Genomic DNA, 26,711 nt, shown 5'->3' with positions numbered 1-26,711 from the left:
CACCGAAACGGAACCGACAGTGGCGCAGTCGCAGAGCGTAATGGCGGGTGGGAATCGGAGGGCTGGGGTGGACGAATGGCAAAAGGGCGTGAAGTGGTTGGATGGTTTGGGGAGGGGAGTGGTGGGGGGACCGCACGGGTGGACAGAGAACCCACCTGTCCGGGAGCAGGTGCTCAGTCGCTGTTGTAGTCGCGACCGACCACGAGGGCCACGACGTTGGCGACGACCAGCGCGGTGAAGGGGGCGAGGTGCTCGCCGGCGACGCCCGAGAACAGCATCGGGAACAGCGCCATGGGGAGCAACACGGCGCTCCAGAACCCGAGGAACTGCACGGGCGCAACGAGCCGGGTGAGGGACTGCTCGGAGACGACACTCCAGTCGCGGGCGGCGGATCGGTCCTGGTGAGGGGATTGCGTGGACATGGTGGGCCTCTCTGCACTCGTCGCTTGGACTGACAACCCCATATAAGGGGTCGAAGCTTCGGACGAATTCAGTTCGTTTCGATGGATTTGGCACCGACTTCGAACCTTTTAGCGGTAAATTGGCTGTATTTTACGTACCAGGAGACGTTTCACAACCGCCCCAGGTTCGTTTAGACGTTTCACGATCCGATCTGAGAGAGTTTGATGGATCAAAAGAACCGAGTTGCGATAGCCCAGGTTGGCCGCCCGATCTCACTCGACGCGGACGGTCCGCGAGTCCGAGACCGGCAACAGCGGCAACTCGGGGAAGAACACTTCGGCCGTGTAGGTCAACTCCTCGGCGTCGCCACCGAACACACCCACCGGCAGCGTCGCGGTGCCGACGTACGAGTCCGTCGCCGTCATCTCGTGGTCGTTGACCGTAATGCGGACGCCCGCGCGGGCACCGTCGCCGACGTTCGTGACCGTCACCTCGCACATCTCGTTGGCCCCGCGGGCGATGCGCTCGGGGAACTCGCCCCAGTCGAACTCGAGATCGGGGAGCGAGCGTGCACTCCCGACGACCTGCTTCGCGACGCCGTCGGAGAGGCCCGCCGCGACGACGCCCTCCACGCCCGCCTCGCGCACGTCGGCGACCGAACTCAGCCCTTCCTTGGCCAGCCGACTCGCTCGCCCGGAGCCGACGCCGTCGAGCGCGGTCAGTTCGACCGCGTCCGCGCTGACGCCGTGTTCGATGCGGGCCTCGACGCGACTGGCGAGGTTCGCCGCGGGCGCACCGGCCAGGTGGTCGAGAAACGACCGGAGGGCGGCCAACAAGCGAAGGGAGTTCTGGCGGATGACCCACGCGTCGCTCCGGAGTTCGGCCGGCGTCGTCGAGTTCATGCTCGACTGCAGGATGGCAAGCACCTTTCGAGGACCGGGGTCGAGGTCCTGCCCGAACTGCCCTAACACTGCTCGAACCGCGTCGCGCTCGTCCCGGCGGGCGCTGGCGCTGTCGAACTCGCCGGCGGTCGCCACTGCTTTGAGAACGTCGTCGCTGCTCAGGGAGGTCGCACTGTCGTCGTCACTGGCGCGCTCTGCCAGCGTCGCGAACTCCCGGGCGGTATCGAGTCGGAGGTAGAACTTCGAGGCGAGGCGGCCGAGGCGCGTCGGCGAGAGGCGAAGGTCGTCGTCCATGTCGACGAACCCGCGGTCGACGAGGCTCTCCAGGGTGTCGCTGACCCGTTCGCGCAACTGCCCCTCGGACTCGTACTCGTCGGGGGCGGACCGGGCGCGGACGGCGTAGAACGTCGTCTCGATCCAGTCGAGCACGTCGTCGAGATCGCGGACGGTTCCGAGGACGATCTCGGCGTTGAGGTGCGCGTCCAGGTCCTCCGCCAGGCGGGACTCGATCTCTTTGCCGTCGCGCAACAGCTGGCGGTACTTGTCGGCGTCGGCGCGGTCGCAGACGACCCAGGCGTACCCGCGGTCGTCGTAGCCGGGCCGCCCCGCTCGGCCGAGCATCTGGAGCACGTCCAGCGGACTCATGTCGACCTCGCCCTCCAGCGGGTCGTGGAGCTTGGTGTCGCGGATGACGACGCATCGCGCCGGGAGATTGACCCCCCACGCCAGCGTCGAGGTCGAGAACAGCAGGCCGAGGGTTCCCTCGCGGAACCACTTCTCGACGAGTTCCTTGTCGCCTTTCGAGAGGCCGGCGTGGTGGAAGCCGACGCCGTCCAGCACTGACTGGCGGAGCGTCTCGTTGTTGACCTCCTGGGCCTCCTGGTGGAAGTCGTAGTCGCCGCGGGCGCCCATCGGGACGTCCCGCTCGGCGATCTCGTCGCGGGCTTTCTTCGCTGCCTGGACGGTGTCCTGCCGAGACGAGACGAACACCAAGCCCTGGCCCTCCTCGCGAAGGTGTGGTTCGACGAGGTCCATCGCTCGGTAGAGTCGGCGGTACTTGTCGGCGAAGGCGTTCTCGCCGTGGGTGTAGGTCTTGACGCCGGCCTCCAGCGGCACTGGGCGGTAGTCCTCGCCGAAGGCGAACGTCGTGTCGGGCGTGGCGTCGAGCCAGTCGGCGACGTCGTCGATGTTCGGCATCGTCGCCGAGAGGGCGACGACGCGGGGGTCACACAGCCGGCGGAGCCGCGAGATAGTGACTTCCAGCACCGACCCGCGCTTGTCCGAATCCAGCAGGTGCACCTCGTCGATGATGCAGGTGTCGACGTCGGTGATGAAGCCGTAGCGGGGCGAATCGTGTTTTCTGGTCGCGGAGTCGGCCTTCTCGGGCGTCATCACGAGGATGTCGGCGCGCTCGGCGCGGCGCGGGTTGAGGTCGCGCTCGCCGGTGACGACGTACACCGAGTAGCCCAGTTCCTCGAAGCGCTCCCATTCGCTTTCCTTCTCGTTGGTGAGCGCGCGCAGCGGTGCGAGAAAGAGGGCGGTTCCGTCGTCGTCGATGGCGCGACAGATGGCGGCTTCCGCGAGCGCGGTCTTCCCGCTCGCGGTCGGCGCGCTGACGACGACGTTCTCCTCGCGCTCTACGATGGCGGGGAGCGCCTCCGACTGCATGCGGTTGAACGAATCGAAGGGGAACGCGTCCGCGTAGCCCGGAAGGACCTCCCGTACCGCGACCTGCGGCTCGTACTCCGTGCGACCTGGCACGAAGGAACCAGCGAGGGCTGGGAGTATAGGCGTTTCCGTAGCGAGCGAGGTGCGACCGCAGGGAGGCCTCGATAGCGAGCGGCGAAGCCGCGAGCAGGGCGAGGTGCGACCAACGGGAGCACCTCGGAAAGGTGAACGGTGAGCGGATGCGAGCCGTGAGTGAGGCGGACGTGAAACGCGTGCGGGGGACGGTGCTCGCGACGCGTGTCGGTCCAGTGGAACCGCACGTTTTTCACCCGACAGCCCCCACTATCCGGCAATGAGTCGCGCCCGTAAGCCCGACTGGCTGAAGATGCGACCCCCGTCGGGCGAGCGTTTCACGGACATCAAAGAGACCCTGCGGGACCACGACCTCCACACGGTCTGTGAGGAGGCCAACTGCCCGAATCTGGGGGAGTGCTGGTCGGGCAGGGACGGCCCCGGTACGGCGACGTTCATGCTCATGGGCGACCGCTGCTCGCGGGGCTGTAACTTCTGTGACGTGCAAACCGGCGGGATGGAACCCCTGGATCCAGAGGAACCCGCGAACGTCGCCGACGCCGTCGCGGAAATCGGCCTGGACTACGTCGTGCTGACCAGCGTGGACCGCGACGACCTGCCCGACCAGGGCGCGGGCCACTTCGCCGAGACGATCAGACAAATCAAGGACCGCAACCCCGGCATCCTCGTCGAGGTCCTCATCCCCGATTTCCAGGGCGATCCCGACCTCGTCCGGAAGATCGTCGACGCCGAGCCGGACGTCATCGCCCACAACGTCGAGACCGTCGAACGCCTCCAGTGGCCGGTGCGCGATCGGCGGGCGGGGTACGAGCAATCCCTCTCTGTGCTCAGGCAGGTCCACCGCGAGTCGGACATCTACACCAAGACCAGCCTGATGCTCGGCGTCGGCGAGTACGACCACGAGATCTACCAGACGTTACGGGACCTCCGGGCAGTGGGCGTCGACGTGGTGACGCTGGGCCAGTACCTCCAGCCCTCCCGGTCGCATCTGGAAGTCAGCGACTACGTCCACCCCGACGCGTTCGATACCTGGCAGCGCGTCGCCGAGGAGGAGTTAGACTTTCTCTACTGTGCGTCGGGGCCGATGGTGCGCTCGTCGTACCGCGCCGGCGAGCTGTTCGTCGAGTCGGTCCTCCGAGACGGCACGTCCGTCGAGGCAGCGCGGGAGACGGCGCGGGCAAGCGAATGAGCAGGTGCGGTCCCGTCAGTCGCTCCCCAGGAGTCTGTCGGCAGGGGCCAGCACCAGCGCCGGTCCGTTAGTCGACTCCGGACAGCGGTCGGCGCGTCGGACGGGAACAGTGCCCAGACTACGCAACTGTTCGGTCGAGAGCCCATCGACGTGTTCCAGCAGGAGAGCGACCGTGTATTCTCGGGTCTCGCCGCTCGCGAGGCGCGGGTCGTCGGCCGGACTGACCATCGACCCGCCGTCGACGATGGACGCCGACGCTCGGCCGACGGGTCCCGATCCCGACGGCCCGGTGTACAGACAGGCGTCGTACGCTGGTAACCGTGCCGTGCGACCGAACTCGAACTCGTTTCGAACCGTGACCGTGCCGACAGAGACCAGTCGCTCTTTCTCGGCGTGGTCGCTCACGGCGTACCACCGCTCGTCGGTGGTCGAGAGGTTCACGGACGACGCGGTGTCGAGCGTGACCGAAGGTCGCGGGCCACCGAGGTCGTACGCGTACGTGCCACCGCTGACCGCCAAGAGCGCCAGGACGAGCGACACCGAGACGCGGCGGTCGATGGAGCCAACGGCTTGCAACCGCCACCGCGCCGCGAGCAGTGCTGGCATCCCGACCGCGGCGGCGACGACCATGCCTTGCCAACCCAGCGGGCGCAGCAGGACGGCCGACAGGACGAACGCGTAGATGGTCGCCCCAGCAGTGGACAGCGTCGTATCGACGCCCCGAAGCGCAACTGCGTTTCCCGCGAGGACGAACGCGACAGCAGTCCCAGCGAGTACCCCGACCGGTATCACGGTCGAGAGATGGTCGGGAACGGCGAACACGAGTAACGCTCCGAGGACGGCTCCCTGAGCCGCGCCGAGAATCGACGACAGCGGGATATACTCCCACACAGAGCTCGTCGTGCTGTCACGGAACTGCGAGCGGTCCGCGGTTCGCCTCGGTGCGACCACAGCGGTGAGCGCGAGCGTTGCGAAGTACAGCAAGACCTGGACCGCGATCAGTAAATTGGCGAATCCCGTCAGAAACACGAGCGGTTCCAGCGTTCCGAGCGGGATCCCGACCGCCAGCATCAGGACCAGCGCCGTCAGCGCAGCGCCGAACTGCATGACGACCAGCACTGCGTCGGCGACCGGCGGTCGTTGCTGCGCCGTCGACATGTGCGAGCGAAGAGTCTGACCGCCGGAATAAGCCTTGTGTAGTTGTCACGATGGAGGAGCGCGCGCGAGCGACCGGCCCCTGAATCACGTTAGCCGCCAACACGCCACACGGAGAACATTCGTCCAGATTCTTCGATCATACCGGGACGTTCTTGGCCGTTCTTCGAGAATTTTTAACCCACCCATACAATCGGCGAGGCAAGATTAGCAGCGAGCGAAAGGTATTTGGGAAAACAATATTACCGAGGCAAGAGACGTTGTAGTATGCCTCGGAGGTTTTTCGTGTGAGTACCCTACAACGAGACCCGGGCGAGCGGGTCGAAATCTTGGACGAGGACGGACAGGTACGGGACGGTGCGACGGTCCCGGACCTCTCCGACGAGCAACTCGTCGAGATGTATCGAGAGATACGACTGGCGCGACACTTCGACCGACGGGCGGTGTCGCTACAGCGCCAGGGGCGGATGGGGACGTACCCGCCGCTCTCGGGACAGGAAGCCTCGCAGATCGGGAGCGCCCACGCGCTGGACGACGAGGACTGGCTGTTCCCGAGCTACCGCGAGGCCGGCGCGGCGCTCATCCGCGGGATGACGTTGAAGCGAATCCTCCTGTACTGGATGGGCCACGAGGTCGGGAATCTCGTTCCGGAGGACGTCAACATGTTCACGATGGCGGTGCCCATCGCGACGCAGATTCCCCACGCCACGGGGGCGGCCTGGGCCTCGAAACTGAAGGGCGAAGAGAAGGCCTTCCTCTGTTACTTCGGCGACGGTGCGACCAGCGAGGGCGACTTCCACGAGGGACTGAACTTCGCCGGCGTGTTCGACACGCCCACCGTCTTCTTCTGTAACAACAACCAGTGGGCGATTTCGGTCCCGCGGGAGCACCAGACGGCGAGCGACACGATCGCGCAGAAAGCCCACGCCTACGGCTTCGAGGGCGTCCAGGTCGACGGCATGGACCCGCTGGCCGTCTACAAGGTGACCAGAGAGGCCGTCGAGAAGGCCAAGAACCCCCCAGAAGACGAGCCGCGGCCGACGCTCATCGAGGCCGTCCAGTACCGCTTCGGCGCGCACACGACGGCCGACGATCCCTCGGTCTACCGGGACGACGACGAGGTCGAGGAGTGGAAGCGCAAAGACCCCATTCCGCGGCTGGAGACGTTCCTGAAAGACCGGGGTATCCTCGACGAGGAGCGGATCGACGCCATCGAACGGGAGAACAGCGACCGGGTGGCCGAGGCGATCGACGCCGCCGAGTCGGTCGAACGGCCCGACCCCGAGGAGATGTTCGCACACGTGTACGCAGACATGCCCAAACGCTTACAGCAACAGCTGGAGTACTTCGAGCGCATCAGAGACACGCATGGCGACGACGCACTGCTGGAGTGAGACCGGGAGGAGACAATGAGCCAAACGACAGACACCAGTACGCAGGATTTGACGCTCGTCCAGGCGGTTCGGGACGGGCTGTACGGCGAGATGGAACGCGACGAGGACGTGCTCGTGATGGGCGAAGACGTCGGCCGCAACGGCGGCGTCTTCCGCGCGACGCAGGGCCTCTACGAGGAGTTCGGGGAGGATCGGGTCATCGACACACCGCTGGCGGAGTCGGGCATCGTCGGCACCGCCGTGGGCATGGCCGCCTACGGTCTCCGCCCGGTCCCCGAGATCCAGTTCATGGGGTTCATCTACCCCGCGTTCGACCAGATCATCAGTCACGCCGCGCGCCTGCGCACCCGAAGCCGGGGCCGGTTCACCTGCCCGCTCGTCGTCCGGGCGCCCTACGGCGGGGGCATCCGCGCGCCGGAACACCACTCCGAGTCCAAGGAGGCCTTCTTCGTCCACGAGGCCGGCCTCAAGGTCGTCATTCCCTCGACGCCGTACGACACGAAAGGACTGCTCGCGAGTGCGATCCGTGACCCCGACCCGGTGATCTTCCTCGAACCGAAGCTCATCTACCGGGCCTTTCGCGAGCCGGTCCCCGACGAATCCTACACGGTACCGCTCGGCGAGGCCGCCGTCCGCCGCGAGGGGTCCGACGTCTCGGTGTTTACCTGGGGCGCGATGACCCGGCCGACGCTGGAAGCCGCCGAGCAGTTGGCCGAGGAGGGCATCGACGCGGAGGTCGTCGACCTCCGGACGCTCTCGCCGCTGGACGAGGACGCCATCGTCGAGTCGTTCAAGAAGACCGGCCGCGCGGCCGTCGTCCACGAGGCGCCCAAGACGGGCGGCCTCGCCGGCGAGATCATCGCCACCATCCAGGAGGACGCCCTACTCTACCAGGAGGCTCCGATCACCAGAATCACGGGCTTCGACACGCCGTACCCGCTGTACGCCCTGGAGGACTACTACCTGCCGGAGGCCGCCCGAATCAAAGACGGCATCCGCGAGGCCGTGGAGTTCTGACCATGTCGGTCGAGTTCAAGCTCCCCGACGTCGGCGAGGGCGTCGCCGAAGGGGAGATCGTCCAGTGGCTCGTCGAACCCGGCGACGCCGTCAGCGAGGACCAGGCCGTCGCCGAGGTCGAGACCGACAAGGCCGTCGTCGAGGTCCCCTCGCCGGTCGACGGGACGGTGAAAGAACTGCGAGCCGAGACGGGCGAGGTCGTCCCGGTCGGCGAGGTCATCATCGTCTTCGAGACGGAAGGCGAGGCACGGAGTGCCTCGGGACGAGCGACCGGTGAGGAGACCGAGCCGGGAGCAGCGGAAGACGTCGAGGGAGAGCCCGACGCTGCCGAGGGCGACGAAGAGACCGCGACGTCGCAGACCACCACGAACGGCCGCGTGTTCGCCGCCCCGAGCGCCCGGCGACTCGCTCGCGAACTCGGCGTCGACATCGGGGCCGTCGAGGGAACGGGACCGGGCGGGCGCGTCACCGAGCAGGACGTGCGAGCGGCCGCCGAGACCCCCGAAGAGCCGTCGGAAGACGGAACGGAGCCGGCCACCGCTGCTGGAGCGGAAACGGAGGGCGCCGGCGGCGCACCCGAAGCCGAGGGCGCACCGGGCGCAGGGGAACCAGCGGCTGCAGGCGAAGCAGTGGAAACGGCCCCCGGGGGAGGACGAGGGGGTGAGCCGGCCGGGCGCGACCGGACGCTCGCGACGCCCGCGACGCGCCGCGCCGCCGACGAGGCAGGCGTCGACATCGACGACGTGCCGGCGACCGAACAGCGTGACGGCGAGGCGTTCGTCACGGCCGAAGCGGTCCGGGAGTACGCCCAGGCCCAGCAGGCCGCCCAGGCCGCCGACGCCGAAGCGCTCGCGGCAGCAGCGCCAGCCAACACGGGTCGCGAAGGCGTCGCCGCCGGCGAGGAAGAGCGGATTCCCTACCGCGGCGTGCGCCGGACCATCGGCGAGCAGATGGAGCAGTCGGCCTACACTGCCCCGCACGTCACCCACCACGATTCGGTCGACGTGACCCCGCTGGTCGAGGCCCGCGCAGAGTTGAAAGAGCGAGCAGCGGACCGAGGCGTTTCGCTCTCGTACCTCCCGTTCGTCATCAAAGCCGTCGTCGCCGCGCTCAAGGAGTACCCCATCCTCAACTCCCAGCTCGACGAAGCAAACGAGGAGATCGTCCAGAAGGGCTACTACAACGTCGGCGTCGCCACGGCGACGGAGGCCGGTCTGATGGTCCCCGTCGTTCAGAACGCCGACCGGAAGCCGCTCCTGCAGGTCGCCTCCGAGGCGAACGAGTTGGCCCAGAAAGCCCGAGATCGCTCGATCGCTCGCGAAGAGATGCAGGGCGGAACGTTCACGATCACCAACTTCGGGGCCATCGGCGGCGAGTACGCCACGCCGATCATCAACTACCCCGAGACGGCGATCCTGGGGCTCGGCGCGATCAAAGAGCGGCCGTGGGTAGTCAATGGAGAAGTGGAAGCCAGACATGTCATGACCCTCTCGCTGTCGATCGACCACCGCGTCATCGACGGCGCCGAGGCAGCCCAGTTCACGAACACGCTCAAAGAGTACCTGGCGAATCCGACGCTCCTGTTGCTCGAGTGAGCGTCAATCCCCTTCTGATCCGTACCGGGTCGCCGAAGACGTCGGAGACTCCGAGCGCTGGGAGCGCGACCGAGACGGGAGGTGCGGAGCGACCACGTCCCGGAGCGTCTCGAACCCGATGACGGCGAAGCCGACGACGACCACGCCGAAGCCCGCGACGGTCATCGTCGAGATGGACTCGCCCAGTACCGCCCACCCGCCGAGCGTGGCGAAGACGGGGCTGACGTAGAACACCAGGCTCGACTGGATGGCTCCGACCTCGGCCAGCAGGCCGAAGTACGCGATGTAGGCGACGGCGCCCGCAAACACGCTGAGGTACCCCAGCGCGACGAGGGCGGGGAGCGACCAGACGACCGCGCCGAACGACTCACCGGCGAGCGCGCTCCCGGCGTGGAGCATGCCCGCACTCACCGGCAGCGCCCAGGCGGTCTGGACGACGCTGGACAGCGAGGCGTCGGCACGGCGGATCAGTACTGCCCCCAGCGCCGAGCTGACCGCCCCGCCAAGCATGAGCACCATTCCCTGGCTGCCGCTGCCAACCAGCATCGCCGGATCGAATCCGACGACCAGTGCGACGCCGACCAGACCCAGGACCGTCCCGGCTGCGCCGCGGCGCGAAAGCCCCTCGTCAGCCAGCAGGAGCGCGGCGAACACGGGCGTGAGGATCGGCGCGAGACCGAACAGGATCGATCCGACAGCGCTGGTCGTGGACTGCTGGCCCACGAACAGCAGCGCGTTGGTCAGCCCGATGGCGAAGACGGCCGTCGCGAGTACGCCAGCCACGTCCCGTCGGGACCTGGGGTAGCGGTCAGCGGGAGCAGTCGTCAACGCCACGAAGCCCAAAAGCAGGACCGCCGCCACGTCGTAGCGAATGGCGACGAACAGGAGCGGCGGGAAGTACGCCCCGCCAGCCTTGACAGCGACGTACGTGCCGCCGAAAAACACACTCGCCAGGAGGAAGAAGGCGAGCGTCCGCAGTCGCGTCACGATCGGGGAGCCACCCCCGCAGTCGGCTCGAACCGAGTGCCGTCCGAGAGCCCGAACGGCGACGAAATATCAGTGAACATTGCGTATCAGGAACTCCGCCGTCGTCCCTGATAAGATAATTTAGAAAACATTTCATGGGGGACAACACCGGTACGGCGTGGCCGACTTTTGTGACGTGAAACAAATTCACGACGCGAAACGCCTTTGATGAGCGGGGGACGAATCGGGAGACATGGACGCCGCGCTCGAAGAGATCGAGTTCCTCGCGCTGTCGGAAAACCGGATCGAGGTGCTGGCAGCGGTGAGCCAGGAGCCGCTGACGCGGGGCGAGCTGGCGGCCGTGACCGACGCGTCACAGCCGACGCTGAGTCGGATTCTCGGGGACTTCGAGGAGCGCAACTGGATCGAGCAGACCGGGAACCGCTACGAGGCGACGGCGACGGGCCGTCTGGTCGCGTCCGGCATCACGGACCTCTGGGAGACGATGGAGACCGAGCGGAAGTTACGGGACGTGGTCGAGTGGCTGCCGACCGACGAGATCACGTTCGACCTCGACCACCTCCACGACGCGGAGATCACCGCCCCCACGCGAACGAAGCCGAACGCGCCGGCGCAGCGATCCGCGGAGTTGCTCGCGGCGGACGACCACGTCAGGATCGTCTCCCACACCCTGAACGAGCAGAACCTCTCGGCCGTCCACGAAGCTACAGTCGACGGCAACCAGCGGTTCGAGGGCGTCCTCTCGCAGGAGGGCATCGACGCCATCACCGCGGACCCGACGCTTCGGCGGCAGCTCCGCGACGTCCTCGTCGCCCCCGAGGCGTCCGTTCGCGTCGCGGCCGACGACGTGCCGCTCGCCGTTTCGATCACCGACGACGCCGTGCACCTGTTCGTCCGCAACGACGACAACGTGCTCCAGGCGGTGCTGGTCTCGGAGGACCAGACGGTCCACGACTGGGCCACCGAGATCTACGAGCAGTACCGGAGCGACGCGACGCCGCTGGGCGTTGCCGATCTGAGCGAGTGAGAAGCGACCGCGTCGGCGCTTACCTGACCGGACAGGTGTCGATGCCCAGCAGCGAGTTGAGCGGGCACTTCTGGGTGAGCGCCGTGCCGAGGAACACGACGCCGATCAGCGCGGCGATCGCCGCCAGCGCCGTGCCCGTCGTGCCCTCAGCCAGCGTCACCATCCCGGCCAGAGCCGCGATTCCCAGCGCCAGGAGTATCGGTCCGGCGACGAGCCGTGCGATGCGATCGTAACCACCCACGTTCTTGTCCATAATTGTCCCTCGTGAACATGATAGCGTGCCCGAAAGGTAAAGCTGTCTGCCGTTCTCACCTCGTGAGAGTGCGAGGTTACGACGAGTGGCCACTGGTCAGAGCCGACTGTGTCCCACGTGAGGCACAAACGCAGCGTGCGTTCGAATGGGACCGGTACTGTTTACACCATTGTCATGAAAGTATCTGGCATGCCCTCCCCACTGGACGCGCGTCGACTCGTCGAGGAGAGCGTTCCCGCCGCAGTCGTGCTGCTGTTCTGGAGTGTCCTGGCTGCGATCGCCCAGAGCGGCGTCGCGCTGGGGCTCAGAATCGCCGGCGTCGTCATGGCGCTGCTGTACGTCGTCGTTCGCGCGCTCACGCTCGCCGATTCGCTCGCCGATGACGGGCAACCGATCGAATCCGAACCCATCCTGCGGGAGAACGCGACCGTCGCGGTGGCGTCCGGCGTGTGGTTCCTGGCTGCACTGCTGTTCAGCGCCCCGCTCCCAATACCGAGATCCATTGACTATCTATTTGGGCTCTTCAGCGCCATCTCGTTCGCACTCGCTGCGACCGGCGTCCTGACAGTCGTCCTCTACGCCGTCGCTGTGGGGATCGTCCGGATGCGTGCCCGGTCGGACGCGGCGAATCCGACGGGGCAGCCGGCGGCAGAGTGACCAACCCGCACACTCAAACCCCCGGCGGTCGATTGGCTCGCGTATGGTCGTCGGCGACATCGCAACTGGAACGGACGTACTCGTCGTCGGCGCGGGGCCGGGCGGGTACGTCGCCGCCATCCGCGCCGCACAGCTCGATCTGGACGTCACGCTCGTCGAAAAGGACGCCTTCGGGGGCACCTGTCTGAATCACGGCTGCATCCCCTCGAAGGCGCTCATCTCCGCGACCGATCTCGCCCAGCGCGTCCGCGAGGGCGAGCACATGGGCATCCACGCGGACCCCGCCATCGACATGGCCGGGATGGTCGCCTGGAAGGACCAGGTCGTCGACCAGCTCACCAGCGGCGTCGAGAAACTCTGCAAGGGCAACGGCGTCACTCTCATGGAGGGACGGGCGGAGTTCGCCGACGAGCACACGGCGCGCATCGCCCACGGCGGCGAGGGCCAGGGCTCTGAATCCGTCGAGTTCGAGCACGCCATCGTCGCCACGGGGAGCCGCCCGATCGAACTCCCCGGCTTCGAGTTCGACGGCGAGCACGTCCTCTCCTCGAAGGAGGCCCTGGCGATGGACCGGGTCCCGTCGAGTCTGGTCGTCGTCGGCGCGGGCTACATCGGGATGGAACTCGCGACGGTGTTCGCCAAGGCCGGGAGCGACGTCACCGTCGTCGAGGCGCTCGACCAGGCCCTGCCGGGCTACGAGGCCGACGTCACGCGCGTCGTCCGCAAGCGCGCCGAGGAACTGGGGATCGACTTCCACTTCGGCCAGGCCGCCGCCGAGTGGACCGAGTCCGACGACGGCATCACGGTCGTCACCGAGACCGAGGAGGGGAGCCGCTCGGAGTTCGACGCCGAGAAGGCGCTCGTCGCCGTCGGTCGCCAGCCCGTCACCGACGCGCTCGGCCTCGACGCCGCGGGCGTCGAGACCGACGGAAACGGCTTCGTCCCGACCGACGACCGCGCGCGGACCGACCAGGAGCACATTTTCGCCATCGGCGACGTGGCCGGCGAGCCGATGCTCGCTCACACCGCCATGGCCGAGGGACACGTCGCCGCCGAGGTCATCGCCGGCGAACCCGCCGCGCTGGACCACCAGGCGATCCCCGCCGCGGTGTTCACCGACCCCGAGATCGGCACCGTCGGCATGACCGAAGCCGAGGCCGAGGACGCCGGGTTCGAGCCGCTCGTCGGGACGTTCCCGTTGCGCGCCAGCGGCCGCGCGCTCACGATGGACGAGACCGACGGGTTCGTCAGAATCGTCGCCGACGCCGACAGCGAGTTCGTCCTCGGGGCCCAGATCGTCGCCCCCGAGGCCTCCGAACTCGTCGCCGAGGTGGGCCTGGCCATCGAGATGGGCGCGACCCTCGAAGACGTGGTCGGGACGATCCACACGCACCCCACGCTCTCGGAAGCCGTCATGGAAGCCGCCGCGAACGCCCGTGGCGAGGCGGTCCACACGCTGAACCGCTAACCCCAGCAGGTCCGTCACCCACGAGCCCCAGCGGACGACCCAGCACTTCTCGCCAGTGTGACGACATCCAGGGAGAGACGTTTTCAGCTAAACGCAACTGGTACGTAAAAATTACAATCAGAACCCGGGATCTGCCCCAGGAATCAAAAGAAATATAGCCTTAATTTGGAAAGGTCGGAATACGCACCGCGAGGGTGTACCAGCATGGCCCAGGACACGACCACGGACGACGACCGGATCACGGACGCAATCCTCTCAGGCTCGGCTTACGAGCGACTTCGGCTCCAGCGGCCGACGTATTTCGCCCAGCCGGTGCCGACGAAGTTGACCTGGCAGAGCGTGCTTCTGGCGGGACTCGCACTGCTCGCCCCGCTGTACGTCCTCTTTCCCGAGACCGTGGCGTCGTATCTGCCGGCGACCAATCCGACGCTGGCCTCGCCGAAGGTCATCGTGCTGGGACTGGTCGGGGCCGGCGTCGAACTGTTCGCGGCGGCGCTCCTGATCGGGGCCGCCCTCTTTCGCATCCGGCACTACCCGCTGTCGGAACCGCAGGCCCGGACCGTCCTCAACGTCGAGGACTTCGCCTCCTATCTCGGCTTCGGCACCGGCGGCATGGCAATCGCCATCACGCTGTGTTACTTCGCCCTCGGCCTGGCGGGCGGCGAGGCGATCGCGAGCTACGTCGCGGCGATGAACGGCATCAACCCGTTCGTCGACTCGGGGCTGGGGCTGTCCGTCGCCGAACTCGCCGGGCTGTCCTTCGTCGGCTGTCTCGGGCTCTTGCTCGTCGGGCAGTACCTGCGACGGCGGCTCGTCGCGCTGTCGGCGTAGCGGCGACACCGCGGCGTTTTTCAGTCACTGGAGAGTTACCGGAACGCATGGAGACACTCACGCTCGGCCCGGCGGGGACCTACTCCCACCGGGCGGCCACGGCCGTGTCCGACGACGTGGCGTTCACCGAATCGGTGACGGCCATCGTCGAAGCAGTCGCCGACGGGGAGTACGACCGCGGCGTCGTTCCCGTCGAGAACAGCATCGAAGGGAGCGTCACGGAGTCGCTCGACGCCTTCGCCGAGTACGACGTGGCCGTCGTCAAGGAACTCATCACGCCGATCCGCCACGCGCTGCTGGCCCAGAACGAGGGGTTCGAGCTGGTCGCCAGCCACGCCCAGGCGCTGGCGCAGTGTCGCGGCTACCTCGAAGCGGAGTATCCCGACGTGGACCTGGAGGCGGTCGCCTCGACCGCTCGCGGCGTCGAGCGCGCGCGAGACGATCCCGCCGTCGCCGCGATCGGCCACCCCGACACGGCGGGCGAGGACCTCCAGATCCTCGCCGAGGACATCCAGGACCAGGCCTCGAACGCGACGCGGTTCGTCGTCGTCGCGCCCGCCGACGAGCGCTCGGACGCCGGCGGGAAGACCTCGCTCATCGTCTACCCGAACGCGGACTATCCGGGGCTCCTGCTCGAAATGCTCGAGCCGTTCGCCGACCGCGACATCAACATGACGCGCGTCGAGTCCCGTCCCAGCGGCGAGCGCCTCGGCGACTACGTCTTCCACATCGACATCGCGGCCGGCCTCTACGAAGCGCGCACGAAAGAGGCGCTCGCCGACGTCGAGTCCATCGCCGAGAACGGGTGGGTCCGCCGCCTCGGGTCGTACGACACGGAGCACGTCCTGAACTGATCGCGCGGAGACCTGTCGAGAACGCCACCTACGGACAGCATTTTAGCGTTCCCGTGGTACACTGTGACGGGACGGTATCCCGTGAGGCTCCATGAACAGACAGAACCCCTTTACCGAGATCGAGCGGATGTTCGACCAACTCAGCAACCAGTTCGGTGAGTTCGAGCCCGGGACGGAGATGGGGGGCTCGATCGCGATCGACGTTGCGGACACCGGCGACGCCTTCGAGGTCACTGCGGACGTGCCGAGCTTCGAGAGCGACGACATCCAGGTGACCCTGCCCGACGCACAGACGGTCCGCATCGACGCCAGCCGAACCTCCGAAACGGAAACCGAAACGGACGAGCAAGACCGTCACTACATCCGTCGCGAGCGCCAGGAGCAATCGCTCAGCCGAACGATCCCGCTGCCCGACGACGTCGCCGAGGCCGACGCCACAGCCGACTTCGACAACGGGATGCTCACGATCCACCTGCCGAAAGTCGAACGCAGCGACAGCACCAACATCCCGTTGAGCTGATCGGCCGGCACGCCCGCGAGACCGTGCTGGCCGTCCCCGACGATCGTCCGGTGAGCGCGGGCCCCCGGAGCGCCGTCGGACGAGAACGAGACACCGGACGTGTTGCCGCGCCATACTATGGCATTCATTGACAGATATTTATTGTCGGAGCCACAAGAGGTGGAATAAGATGACGAGAGAGGTGGAGATGGGGTCGCCAGAGAAGTCAACTCAGGCCAGCGTCGAGACAGGAATCACGGGGAGGCGTCCTGCTGGGAGCGAGCGGGCGCGCTACCAACTCGATTCGAGCGGACGGTTCGTCGACGTCAACGACGCGTTCACCGATCTCGCAGGGAGGGACCGCGAGGCGTTGCTGGGGGAGCACGTCTCGACAGTGATCGACGAGAGCGACGCCGATCGGTACCGGGTCGCGGTCGGCAAGCTGAGACAGAGCGGCCCGCTGACCGACACGGACCTCGCAGTGACGCTCGGTCGACCCGACGCGGACCCGCTGGCGTGTACCGTCCACCTCACGGCGCTGGCCGGCGACGAGAGCGGCTGGAACAGCCTCGGCGTAGTCCACCCGCGCACGGGCGACCCGCAACCTGCGACGAACGACTACGCGGCCGTGCTCGACGACGTGCTGGGGAGCAACGGAGACGTCGGGGTGTTCCTGTTCGACGAGTCGGACGCACTTCGCTGGGCGAACGAGTCTGCCGCCGCCTACTTCGACGTCGCTCGCGAGCGCCTCCTCGGCGCGGACAGGCGCCGACTCGTCGAGGAGGAGTTCCGTGACGCGGTGGCCGAGCCGACGGCGTTCACCGACGCGATGCTGACGGCGGACGAGGACGCCGCGACGTTCGAGTGTCGGGTCGAGCCCGGGACGGGCCGCCGGGAGCGAGTCCTCGAACGCCGGCGCCGACCGATCACGGGCGGGCAGTTCGCCGGCGGCCACGTCGAACTGTTCTACGACGTGACGGAGCGCCGCCGGCACGAGCGCGAGCGCAAGCGATACAGAGCGATCGTCGAGAACGCGCGCGACATCGCGTACACGATCGATTCCAACGGGCGGTTTTCCTACATCAGTCACCGGATCAAGGACGCACTCGACGTCGCCCACGAGGAGTTCGTCGGCACCTCGGTCGAGACGATCACTCGCCGGATGGTCGACGACGACGACGACCAACGGGCGTTCCTCGAACTCGTCGACGACCTGCTGGCGGGCGAGAGACGCGACGGGCGGCTGCAGGTGACGATGACCGACTCCGCTGGCGAGGAGATGATCGTCGACGTTCGGCTCTCGACGGTCGAACTCGACGGAGCCGTGGAACTGCTGGTCGGCACGACGCGAGACGTTACCGACGAGGTGCATCGGCGAACCGAACTCCGACGCGAGCGCGACCTGAACGAACACCTGCTGCGGACGGCGCCCATCGGAATCGTCGTCCACTCCCCGGACGGGGAGATACTGCGCACGAACGACCGCGCCGAGACGATTCTCGGCGTGGGGCAGGCCGAACTGACCGGCCGGGACTGCGACGACCTCTCGAGTACGCTGGTCGACGCCGACGGTGAGCCGATCCCGACGGATCACCTCCCGTCCAGACGGGTCGTCGACACCGGCGAGCCGGTGTTCGACTACGAGTGCGGCGTCGTCCAGCCCAGCGGGGAGACGCGCTGGGCCCTCGGCAACGCCGCACCGGTCCACGGCCCCGACGGCGAGTTAGACCGCGTGGTCGGCGTGTTCAGCGACATCACCGAACACCGCGAGCGCGAGCGCGAACTCGAAACCGAGCGGGCGTTCACGGACGCGGTCCACAACTCGATTCCCGACCTCGTGTACGCGTTCGACGATCACGGTCGGTTCATCCGCTGGAACGACCGCGGCGCCGAGGTCAGCGGCTACGACGACGGGGAACTCGCGGGGAAACACGTGCTCGATTTCATTCCCGAGGAGGACCACGAGATGATCTGGAACGCCATCGAGGACGTCACCGAGGGGTCCGTCGAGCGGCGGGAGACGCGCATGGTGACCAAGGACGGCACGGAGATTCCCTACGAGTTCAGCGCTGCGCCGATCGTCGACGAGGACGGCGACCTGTTCGGGTTCGCCGGCGTCGGGCGCGACATCTCCGAGCAGAAAGAACGCGAGCGGACGCTCAAAGAACAGAACGAGCGGTTAGAGCGGCTCAACCGCATCAACGCGGTCATCCGCGACATCGACCAGGCGCTGGTGAGTGCCTCCAGCAGGGACGAGATCGAGGCGGCCGTCTGCGAACGGCTGGCAGCGGCCGACACGTACCGGTTCGCCTGGATCGGGCGCGAACAGCAGACCGACCGGACGATCACGCCGACGGCGACGGCCGGCCGGGACGACGGCTACTTAGAGGAGATCACCGTCCGGACCGACGAGTCGCCGGCCGGGCAGGGGCCGGCCGGCCGTGCCTACCGGACGCGCGAGATACAGGTCTGCCAGAACGTCCGGGCAGATCCAGTGTTCGAGCAGGTTCGCGACGCAGTCGACAGTTACGACTTCCAGTCGATCGCGTCGATCCCGATCGTCTACGAGGACACGCTGTACGGCGTGCTCTCGGTGTACGCCGACGAGCCGTTCAGTTTCGGCGAGATGGAACAGGCCGTCCTCGCGGAGCTGGGCGAGACGATCGGCCACGCGATCAGCGGGCTCCAGGCCAAGCGGGCGCTGTTGACCGAGCGGACGACGGCGGTCACCGTCGAGTTCCGCGACGACGACACGTTCCTCTTCGCGCTCTCCGAGCGGATCGACTGCACCCTCACGTTCGAGGGCGGCGTGTACCGGTCCGACGACGCGCTCCTGTACTACGTCACCGTCGACGGGGCCACCGCCGAGGAGATCCGGGCCGTCGCCGCCGAGTTCTCGTACGTCGAGAACCTGCGGATCGTCAGCGAGTACGACGACGTCTGCGTCATCGAACTGGAACCGCCGTCGCCCCCGATGCTCGAGATGGTGTCGGACCACGGCGGCACCATCACGGAGGCGTCGGCCAGTGACGGGACTGCGACGATCACCTTCGAGTTCCCGAGCGGGAGTGACGTCCACGAGCTGCTGGCGCGGTTCCGAGAGCGGTTCGACCACGTCACGCTCGTCTCCCAGCGCGAGACGGAACAGTCGGTCCAGACCCACCACCAGTTCCGCGAGGCACTGACCGAGCGACTCACGGACCGACAGCAGGCGGCCCTCGAGATCGCCTACTACGCGGAGTACTTCGACTGGCCGCGCGGAAGCACGGGCGAAGAGCTCGCGGACACCCTGAGCGTCTCTCCACCGACGTTCCACAAACACCTCCGCCTCGCAGAGCGGAAACTGGTCGGCGCGATCCTCGACGACGTCGGCAGGGAGAACCAGGGTTAATTCTTTAGCCAACTAAACTATGGGAGTAGCCGACAAATCTGTACTTGTAATGTCTGAGAATGGGGGGATTCGGAGTTGCAGCGATGCAGTCGGAGGAACGGCACGGTTACAGCGTGACGGCGCGTCGCGGGACGACCTGTTCGAGGCGCTGGCACACGCCCGCCGGCGCCGGAGTCTCGCGTACCTGCGAGCCACCGAGGAGGACGTGGCAGTCGACGAACTGGCGAAACACGTCGCGACCGCCGAGCGGAGCGGCGGCGAAACGGTCACCGCCGCGGACCGGCAGCGCGTCGCAACGTCGCTGTATCACGCCCACCTGCCGAAACTGGTCGACGCCGGCCTCGTCGCCTGGCAGGACCCGGACGAGCGAGATCGGGTGACGACCACCAGGGCCGGCCAGTCACTGCCGACGGAACTGTCCTGGATGCCGTCGAGTTCGGACACGGGCGGCGAGTGAGCGATTCAGGGGCGCCCGCCACGAGCTCCGGCGTGGGGAGATCGGTGCGACCACGGGTCGCTCGCGTGGGGGCGAGCGATCGGTGAGCGCCGCACGACGCAGCACGGCGGGCGTGCCGGGATGGGAGATATTTTAGGCAGTCAGGCCAGAACCGGTACGTATGGATTACGAGCCTCACGAGATAGAGGCAGCGTGGCGCCAGCGGTGGGCCGACGAGGGGCGATACGAGGCCGACCCCTCCGACGAGGATGCGACCTTCATCACCGTGCCGTATCCGTATCCCAGCGGCGGGATGCACATCGGCCACTGCCGGACGTACACCGTTCCCGACGTCTACGCTCGCTACCGGCGACTGCAGGGCGACAACGTTCTCTTTCCGATCGCCTGGCACGTCACCGGCACGCCGATCATCGGCGCCGTCGAGCGCCTGAAGAAAGGCGAAGAAGACCAGCTCTCTGTCCTCCAGGACACCTACAACGTCCCCAAGGACACGCTCGAAGACCTGGAGACGCCGATGGGCTACGCCCGCTACTTCATCGAGAACCACTACAAGAGCGGGATGAAACAGCTCGGGCTCTCGGTCGACTGGCGCCGGGAGTTCACGACCAACGACGAGCGCTACTCGAAGTTCATCACCTGGCAGTACGAGACGCTCAAAGAGCGGGGGCTTCTCGAACGCGGGCTCCACCCCGTCAAGTTCTGTACCGAAGAGGAGAACCCGGTCACCACACACGACCTCCTGGAGGGCGAGGAAGCCGAGTTTCAGGAGTACACCCTCGTCAAGTTCCAGGCCGAACTCGACGGCGAAGCGGTCATCGCGCCCATGGCGACGCTCCGTCCCGAAACCGTTCGGGGCGTCACGAACGCCTACGTCCACCCCGAGGGCGAGTACGTCCGCGCGCAGGTGGACGAGGAAGAATGGGTCGTCTCCGAGGCGGCCGTCGAGAAGCTCCGCCTGCAGGACCGCGAGGTCGAGGTCACCGACACGCTCACGGGCGACGAACTCGTCGGGAAGACGGTCACGAACCCGATCACCGGCGACGAAGTCATCGTTCTGCCGGCAACCTTCGTCGACACCGAGAACGCCACGGGCGTCGTCATGTCCGTGCCGGCCCACTCGCCGGACGACTACATGGCGCTCCAGGAAGCGAAAGCCGACGACGAGCGCATGGAGCAGTACGGCGTCGACCCGGCCGACGTCGAGGCCATCGAGCCGATTCCGATCCTCGACATCGAAGGCTACGGAGACGTTCCGGCGAAGTCCGCGGTCGAGGAGGCCGGCATCGAATCTTCCGACGACCCCGAACTGGAGGACGTGACGGCGGACCTCTACCAGGACGAGTTCCACAGCGGCGTGATGCACGACGACTACGGCGAGTTCGCGGGCATGACCGTCGAGAACGTTCGCGACGAGTTCCGCGCCCACTACCAGGGCTCGGGCGAGTTCGACGAGATGCACGAGTTCACCGAGGAAGTCGTCTGTCGCTGCGGCGGCGACGTCGAGGTCGCCAAACAGGACACGTGGTTCCTCCGTTACAACGACGAAGACTGGAAGGCGAAGGCCCACGAGGCCGTCGCGAACCTTGAGGCCATCCCGGAGAACACGCGCGAGCAGTACGACCACACCATCGACTGGCTCAACGAGTGGCCCTGCATCCGCAACTACGGGCTGGGCACCCGACTGCCGTGGGACGAGGACTTCGTCATCGAGCCTCTCAGCGACTCGACGATCTACATGGCGTACTACACCATCGCCCACCGGCTGCAGGACATTCCCGCCGAGGACCTCACGCCAGCGTTCTTCGACGCGCTGTTCTACGGCGAAGACGCCGTCGAGGACGCCGACGAGCGGGCGCTCGAACTCCGCGAGGAGTGGGACCACTGGTACCCGGTCGACTTCCGCTGTTCGGCCAACGACCTCATCCAGAACCACCTGACCTTCTTCCTGTTCCACCACGCCGAACTGTTCGATCCCGACAACTGGCCGGAGGGGATCACCATCATGGGCATGGGCCTGCTGGAGGGCCAGAAGATGTCCTCCTCGAAGGGCCACGTGGTGCTCCCCGGCGAGGCCATCGAGCGCTTCGGCGCGGACACCGTGCGCTTTTTCCTGCTCAACTCCGCCGAGCCGTGGCAGGACTACGACTGGCGGGCCGACGCGGTCTCCTCGACGCGCGACCAGCTCGAACGGTTCTGGTCGCGCTCACAGGAGGTCATCGACTACGACGTCGAGGAGATGGTCGAGATCACGCTGGAAGTCGAAGGAGAGGAAACGACCGACGTGGCGATCGACGAAGAGGCGCGGCCGGACCTCGAACACATCGACCGCTGGCTGCTCTCGAAGCTCCAGGGCACGATCCGGGACGCCACCGAGGCCATGGAAGGGTTCGAGACCCGCACGGCGAGCCAGACGATCTACTACAACTTCGAGGAACACCTCAAGTGGTACCGCCGCCGTGCCGACCTCTCCCGGCCCGGTGCGAAGTGGACGCTCCGGGAAGTCCTGCAGACGCGGCTACGGCTGCTCTCCCCGTTCGTGCCGTTCATGGCAAACGAACTCCACGAGCAGCTGACCGGCGAACCCGCCGAGGAGGCCGCGTGGCCCGAGGTCGATCCCGAGTTCGAGAGCGAGCGCACCGAACGCGAAGAACAGCTCATCGAGCGGCTGACCGACGACGTCCACGACATCATCGACGTGACGGGGACTGACCCCGAGACCATCCGGGTGTACACCGCCGCCGACTGGAAGCACGACGTGTTCGACACCGTCCGCGAGACCGGCACCAACGTCGGCCAGGTCATGGGCGAGGTCATGCAGGACGAAGAACTTCGCGAGAAAGGCGACGCCGTCAACGACCTCGTGCAGGATCTGGTCGAGGTCGTCCGCGAGCGGAGCGAGGCGGAACTCCAGGCGCTCGCGGACATCGACGAACAGGCAGTCTACGCCGAGGCCGAGGCGTTCCTCGAACGCGAGTTCGACGCCGACGTCGAACTGTACGCCGAGGACGCCGCCGATGTCGAAGACCCGGAGGGCAAGGCCGACAACGCCGTTCCCTTCCGGCCCGCGATCCACCTGGCGTAACGGACCGCCTGCGTGTGAGCCGTCACCACGATTTCCCCCTCGAAACGAAACAACTCGTTTGTTGTGTGCACTTCTCCCAATTTTCCACGCCGTATGAACTGGTATAAACAATACGATGGTTTATATGGATACGTCTCAACACAACGACTATTGGGAGCTAATGGCGTGCCGTTGGTAGGCAGGTAGCGTACCGAGCGGTGAGTCGGACGCGGACGGCACAGGAGCGGATCACACATGACTGCACACACAGACGGACACACGGCAGGGACAGACGACACAGAGGCAGCGTTTTCGCTCTCGTTTCGACCGATACTCAACCACCTCGACGTGGCGGTGTTCATTCTCGACACGAATCACGACATCGTCATCTGGAACACGGCGATTGAGGAGTTGACAGGGCACTCGGAAGCGGAAGCGAAATCGATGGAGATGGCGAGTCAAGCCTTCTATCACGACGGGCGACGCGGGAAGACGCTCGCCGACAAAGTGCTCGACGCGCCGGAGAGCGCCGACGAGGAGTACGACGTCCCCCAGATCGACGACGTGGACTACACGCTGTACGGGGACACGAGTACGATGCTTAGCGGCGCGGGGATCGAGCGCCACATCAGGTTCACCGCGGCGCCGCTGTACGAAGACGGTGACCTCGTGGGCGTGGTCGAGATGGTCGAAGATCGGACCGAAGAGGTCGAAGAGCACGCCCAGCTCGAAGGGCTCGTCACGGAGCTCACCGGGACGATGGAACAGATGGCTGCCGGGGACCTGAGCGCGCGCGCGTCGATCGACGAGGACTCGTACCTCGACGACGAGATCCTGCAGGTCGTCGGCGCAGTCAACGACATGGCCGAACAACTCGAGAACACCGTCGCGAACATCGGGAGCCAGAGTGAGGAACTCAAGACGTCGGCCGAGAACGTCGCGAACAGCGCACAGGAGATCAGCGACCTGGCGGCCGAACAGTCACAGGACGTCCAGACGGTCTCCGAGGAGATCGGTAGTCTGAGCGCGACCGTCGAGGAGATCGCCTCCACGTCAGAGGAAGTCGCCTCGACGAGTTCCCGCGCCTCGGAGCTGGCAGACGAGGGCCGCGAAGCCGGCAGAGAGGCCATCGAGGTGATGGACGACGTCAACGAGTCCGCGGACGCGGTCACGGCCGAAGTCGACGGTCTGCAGAACCGGATCGACGAGATCGACGCGATCGTCGAAGTGATCAACGACATCGCCGAGCAGACGAACATCCTGGCGCTGAACGCCTCCATCGAGGCCGCCCGCGCCGGGGAAGCCGGCGAAGGGTTCGCCGTCGTCGCCGACGAGGTCAAACAACTCGCGACCGAGTCACAGGACAACGCCAGCGAGATCGAGTCGATGGTCCAGGAGATCCAGGCCGATACGGACGAGACGGTCGACAGTCTCCAGGAGATGACCGAACAGGTGGCGACCGGCATCGAGCAGGTCGAGGAGACGATGGACCGCTTGGACGAGATCGTCGACACGATCACCGAGGCCGCGCGGGGGATCGAGCAGGTCGCCGACGCGACCGACGACCAGGCCGCGACGACCGAAGAGATCGCCAGCATGGCGGATCAGGCAGTGGTCAAAGCCGAGAACGTCTCCGAGGAGATCGACGAGATCGCCGCGGCGAACGAGCAACAGACGACCAACATCGCCGAGATCAATCAGGCACTCAACGACCTCCGGCAGTGATCCCGCTGCGACCCGTCGGGTTCACGGTCGGCACGCACGGTCGCTAAGTATCCCGCAACAGTGAGGGAACCACTCCTAGGCGAGTGGAACAGGCGCTTATTCGTCCGTCCGTGGACTATCCAGGTATGAGCAGCGAGGAGCCCAGCGACTCCCCCCGCGAGCGACTGCGGACAGTGACGCCCTCCTATCTCGGCCGCCCCGACCTCGAAATGGACGTCGTCGGCTGGGGAATGTTCCTGTTGCTGCTCATCGTCGTGTTGCCACTGTTACCATTCTTCGCGCTGTTCTGGCTGGTCTCGAAGGTAATCGAGTTCCTGAGCCGCCAGACCGGTTAGAGGTCCGTCCCGACGAGTTCCATCGCGGTCCCGACGTCGTTGTCCTGTGCGTACTCGTAGACGACGTGCGCGCTGGCGACGTCCTGGATCGCCAATCCGGTGCTGTCGAAGACGGTGACGCCGTCGGCGTCGGTCCGCCCCGCGATGTCGCCGACGACCACGTCGCCGAGCGCGCCGTGGATGTCGTCGTCGGTCAGCACGCCCGCGGCGTAGGGGACGTTGATCTCGCCCGAGTGCGTACACTGGGCGTGGTCGTCGATGACGAGTTTCGCGTCCAGCAGAATCTCGTCTGCGAGTTCGTGTTTGTCCTCGGCGTCGGCCCCCATCGCGTTGACGTGGGTGTGCTCGCCGACGGCGTCGCGGGGAACGATCGGGTCTTCGACCGGGGTGGTCGTCGAAACCACGTCGCAGCCGACGGCGTCGGCGATCGACCCCTCGCGAACGTCGAAGTCGTCGCCGTACTCCGCGACGAACCGGTCGACGGCGTCCGCGTCCTGGTCGGCCACGACGACGGTCTCGATGTCCCGGACCGTGGCGATGGCCTCCAGTTGCGAATGGGCCTGCACGCCGGCGCCGACGAGGCCCAGCGAGGTCGCGTCCGCGACGGCGAGGTGCTTCGTCGCGACGGCGGCGGCCGCGCCCGTCCGCTTCATCGTCAGCGTCGTCCCGTCGAGGATCGCCAGGGGCACTGCCGTCTCGGGGTCGGAGTAGATCATCGTCCCCATCACGGTCGGCAGGCCGTGCTCCTCGGGGTTGTTCGGGTGCGAGTTGACCCACTTGATTCCGGCACCGTCCCAGTCGTCGCTCTGGATGTAGGCCGGCATCGACCGGAAATCCCCGTCGTACTGGGGCAGGTCGATGTAGGATTTGGCGGGCATCTGCGCGTCGCCGCTGGCGTAGGCGGCGAAGGCGTCTTCGACGGCGGATACGACGGCCGGCAACTGCGTGGCCTCTTCGACAGCAGCCGGGTTCAACAACAGCGTCTCCATGGCGGCAAATGTCGCGCGCCGGCCTTACCACTTTTTACTCCCTCGGGTGTCCTCGGGCGCTCAAAGAGCGCCCTGCGGGCACCACTCGGTCGCAAAACCTGGACTAAAACTGCTCCAGACTCGCTACGCTCGTCTGGAGTGAACCGTGCTCGCTGCGCTCGCACGGATGCTTGCTCATTGTATTTGCATATTTCGCACGACACCGGTGTCAGAGAAAGTCGGCAGAATCGGTCAGTTCAGGGGAGAGATACCGTCGCCTGCTTTTCAGTCATCCAAACTGGTTATTTAGTTAGATCGTCACTTGCAACTATGGAGATATACCGACGGGTACTGTTCCGTGAGCCAGATGGACGAAGGAAGGGGTTCGTCTTCTTGTTTGTATCGTTCATCTCCCTTCTCGGGTGGGTGTATATTGGTAGACTACTCGCTGGTCCTCCTAACTTGCTCTTTCAGGGTATTGCGTTTGCTTTCATTGGGTTCGCCGAGTCTCTGCCTCCGGAACGTCAACGTTCAGCAGGAGTACTGCGCTTACTAGCCCTCAGTATTGCCGCCATCTTACTCATTCTCCTCGTTTCGGAATTGATACTGGACTAGACGAGAGGGATCTATTTTGACCGTTATCCGACGTACCCCGGTGATTTGCCGAGACGTCCGGTCGGTACCGAAGCACTCACACTGACCAGCTGATTCAACGGGAGGTATCAGAAAGAAACGAAGCCGCTGCGCTGACTGTACGCTCTGTACTGACCACCAGCATCCGCG

Annotated in this window: 22 protein-coding genes; 16 read left to right on the top strand and 6 right to left on the bottom strand. The window is 66.3% G+C overall.

Translation table 11 applies throughout. The annotated features are described in order from the left end of the window. Nucleotides 1-173: 173 nt before the first annotated feature. Both ACFR9U_RS07070 and ACFR9U_RS07065 read right to left on the bottom strand, forming a co-directional pair. Nucleotides 174-464, bottom strand: coding sequence for a DUF8028 family protein (locus ACFR9U_RS07070; protein WP_465262014.1), 291 nt, complete (start codon nucleotides 462-464; stop codon nucleotides 174-176). 210 nt (nucleotides 465-674) lie between these two features. Next, complete coding sequence (locus ACFR9U_RS07065; RefSeq protein WP_247379085.1) at nucleotides 675-3,065, bottom strand: DEAD/DEAH box helicase; 2,391 nt, start codon at nucleotides 3,063-3,065, stop codon at nucleotides 675-677. Nucleotides 3,066-3,324: 259 nt separating this feature from the next. On the opposite strand from ACFR9U_RS07065, the gene lipA reads away from it, so the two are divergent. Beyond that, nucleotides 3,325-4,254 carry a lipoyl synthase gene (lipA, locus tag ACFR9U_RS07060; RefSeq protein WP_247379087.1) on the top strand — a complete coding sequence of 310 codons (930 nt, stop codon included), beginning with the start codon at nucleotides 3,325-3,327 and terminating at the stop codon, nucleotides 4,252-4,254. A gap of 15 nt (nucleotides 4,255-4,269) precedes the next feature. Here lipA and ACFR9U_RS07055 read toward each other — a convergent pair whose 3' ends face one another. Beyond that, entirely contained in the window at nucleotides 4,270-5,412 is a 1,143-nt protein-coding gene (locus tag ACFR9U_RS07055) for a hypothetical protein (protein WP_247379089.1), read from the bottom strand. Between the two features lie 284 nt (nucleotides 5,413-5,696). On the opposite strand from ACFR9U_RS07055, the gene pdhA reads away from it, so the two are divergent. Genes pdhA through ACFR9U_RS07040 form a run of 3 tightly spaced genes read left to right on the top strand, consistent with a single transcriptional unit; the run spans nucleotide 5,697 to nucleotide 9,415 of the window. Further along, entirely contained in the window at nucleotides 5,697-6,803 is a 1,107-nt protein-coding gene (gene pdhA, locus ACFR9U_RS07050; RefSeq protein WP_247379091.1) for a pyruvate dehydrogenase (acetyl-transferring) E1 component subunit alpha, read from the top strand. A gap of 15 nt (nucleotides 6,804-6,818) precedes the next feature. Next, on the top strand, nucleotides 6,819-7,820 hold the full coding sequence (locus ACFR9U_RS07045) for an alpha-ketoacid dehydrogenase subunit beta (protein ID WP_282594335.1): 1,002 nt from the start codon (nucleotides 6,819-6,821) through the stop codon (nucleotides 7,818-7,820). A gap of 2 nt (nucleotides 7,821-7,822) precedes the next feature. Continuing rightward, on the top strand, nucleotides 7,823-9,415 hold the full coding sequence (locus ACFR9U_RS07040; protein ID WP_247379093.1) for a 2-oxo acid dehydrogenase subunit E2: 1,593 nt from the start codon (nucleotides 7,823-7,825) through the stop codon (nucleotides 9,413-9,415). A 3-nt stretch (nucleotides 9,416-9,418) separates the two neighbouring features. Here ACFR9U_RS07040 and ACFR9U_RS07035 read toward each other — a convergent pair whose 3' ends face one another. Continuing rightward, the gene (locus tag ACFR9U_RS07035; protein WP_345893393.1) at nucleotides 9,419-10,405 is read right to left on the bottom strand and encodes a DMT family transporter; all 987 of its coding nucleotides are present in this window, start codon (nucleotides 10,403-10,405) and stop codon (nucleotides 9,419-9,421) included. Nucleotides 10,406-10,634: 229 nt separating this feature from the next. Between ACFR9U_RS07035 and ACFR9U_RS07030 the strand changes: the two genes are divergently transcribed. Next, nucleotides 10,635-11,429, top strand: coding sequence for a helix-turn-helix transcriptional regulator (locus ACFR9U_RS07030; protein ID WP_247379097.1), 795 nt, complete (start codon nucleotides 10,635-10,637; stop codon nucleotides 11,427-11,429). A 19-nt stretch (nucleotides 11,430-11,448) separates the two neighbouring features. Here the strand turns inward: ACFR9U_RS07030 and ACFR9U_RS07025 are convergent, their stop codons facing one another. Continuing rightward, nucleotides 11,449-11,682, bottom strand: coding sequence for a YgaP family membrane protein (locus ACFR9U_RS07025; RefSeq protein ID WP_247379099.1), 234 nt, complete (start codon nucleotides 11,680-11,682; stop codon nucleotides 11,449-11,451). 189 nt (nucleotides 11,683-11,871) lie between these two features. Here ACFR9U_RS07025 and ACFR9U_RS07020 point away from each other — a divergent pair, with 189 nt between their 5' ends. From ACFR9U_RS07020 to ACFR9U_RS06975, 10 genes are all read left to right on the top strand, one after another. Beyond that, nucleotides 11,872-12,339, top strand: coding sequence for a hypothetical protein (locus ACFR9U_RS07020; protein ID WP_247379101.1), 468 nt, complete (start codon nucleotides 11,872-11,874; stop codon nucleotides 12,337-12,339). 43 nt (nucleotides 12,340-12,382) lie between these two features. After that, a complete protein-coding gene (lpdA, locus tag ACFR9U_RS07015) occupies nucleotides 12,383-13,807 on the top strand; it encodes a dihydrolipoyl dehydrogenase (protein ID WP_247379103.1) in 1,425 nt (474 codons plus the stop codon). Nucleotides 13,808-14,011: 204 nt separating this feature from the next. Beyond that, nucleotides 14,012-14,638 (top strand): hypothetical protein, encoded by a 627-nt coding sequence (locus ACFR9U_RS07010; RefSeq protein ID WP_247379105.1) that lies wholly within the window; start codon nucleotides 14,012-14,014, stop codon nucleotides 14,636-14,638. A 47-nt stretch (nucleotides 14,639-14,685) separates the two neighbouring features. After that, nucleotides 14,686-15,492: a prephenate dehydratase gene (gene pheA / locus ACFR9U_RS07005; RefSeq protein WP_247379107.1), complete on the top strand. Its 807-nt coding sequence runs from the start codon at nucleotides 14,686-14,688 to the stop codon at nucleotides 15,490-15,492. Nucleotides 15,493-15,583: 91 nt separating this feature from the next. Beyond that, entirely contained in the window at nucleotides 15,584-16,012 is a 429-nt protein-coding gene (locus tag ACFR9U_RS07000; protein WP_247379110.1) for an Hsp20/alpha crystallin family protein, read from the top strand. Nucleotides 16,013-16,181: 169 nt separating this feature from the next. Beyond that, the gene (locus ACFR9U_RS06995; RefSeq protein WP_247379112.1) at nucleotides 16,182-19,382 is read left to right on the top strand and encodes a PAS domain S-box protein; all 3,201 of its coding nucleotides are present in this window, start codon (nucleotides 16,182-16,184) and stop codon (nucleotides 19,380-19,382) included. A gap of 49 nt (nucleotides 19,383-19,431) precedes the next feature. Then, a complete protein-coding gene (locus ACFR9U_RS06990) occupies nucleotides 19,432-19,839 on the top strand; it encodes a DUF7344 domain-containing protein (RefSeq protein ID WP_247379114.1) in 408 nt (135 codons plus the stop codon). 160 nt (nucleotides 19,840-19,999) lie between these two features. Next, complete coding sequence (gene leuS, locus ACFR9U_RS06985) at nucleotides 20,000-22,921, top strand: leucine--tRNA ligase (RefSeq protein WP_247379116.1); 2,922 nt, start codon at nucleotides 20,000-20,002, stop codon at nucleotides 22,919-22,921. A gap of 234 nt (nucleotides 22,922-23,155) precedes the next feature. Next, nucleotides 23,156-24,625, top strand: a complete 1,470-nt coding sequence (locus tag ACFR9U_RS06980) for a methyl-accepting chemotaxis protein (protein ID WP_247379118.1) — start codon at nucleotides 23,156-23,158, stop codon at nucleotides 24,623-24,625. 125 nt (nucleotides 24,626-24,750) lie between these two features. Further along, the gene (locus ACFR9U_RS06975) at nucleotides 24,751-24,960 is read left to right on the top strand and encodes a DUF7535 family protein (RefSeq protein ID WP_247379120.1); all 210 of its coding nucleotides are present in this window, start codon (nucleotides 24,751-24,753) and stop codon (nucleotides 24,958-24,960) included. Here ACFR9U_RS06975 and ACFR9U_RS06970 read toward each other — a convergent pair. Next, on the bottom strand, nucleotides 24,957-25,949 hold the full coding sequence (locus tag ACFR9U_RS06970) for an ornithine cyclodeaminase family protein (RefSeq protein ID WP_247379122.1): 993 nt from the start codon (nucleotides 25,947-25,949) through the stop codon (nucleotides 24,957-24,959). The two genes, ACFR9U_RS06975 and ACFR9U_RS06970, sit on opposite strands and share 4 nt — an antisense overlap. Nucleotides 25,950-26,258: 309 nt before the next feature. Here ACFR9U_RS06970 and ACFR9U_RS21365 point away from each other — a divergent pair, with 309 nt between their 5' ends. Beyond that, a complete protein-coding gene (locus ACFR9U_RS21365; RefSeq protein ID WP_465262013.1) occupies nucleotides 26,259-26,543 on the top strand; it encodes a DUF8011 family protein in 285 nt (94 codons plus the stop codon). The last annotated feature ends 168 nt before the right edge of the window (nucleotides 26,544-26,711 follow it).

The sequence above is a fragment of the Halorientalis brevis genome (assembly GCF_042678165.1).
Classification (GTDB): Archaea; Halobacteriota; Halobacteria; order Halobacteriales; family Haloarculaceae; genus Halorientalis; species Halorientalis brevis.
This window is presented reverse-complemented; position numbering and strand designations above follow the sequence as displayed.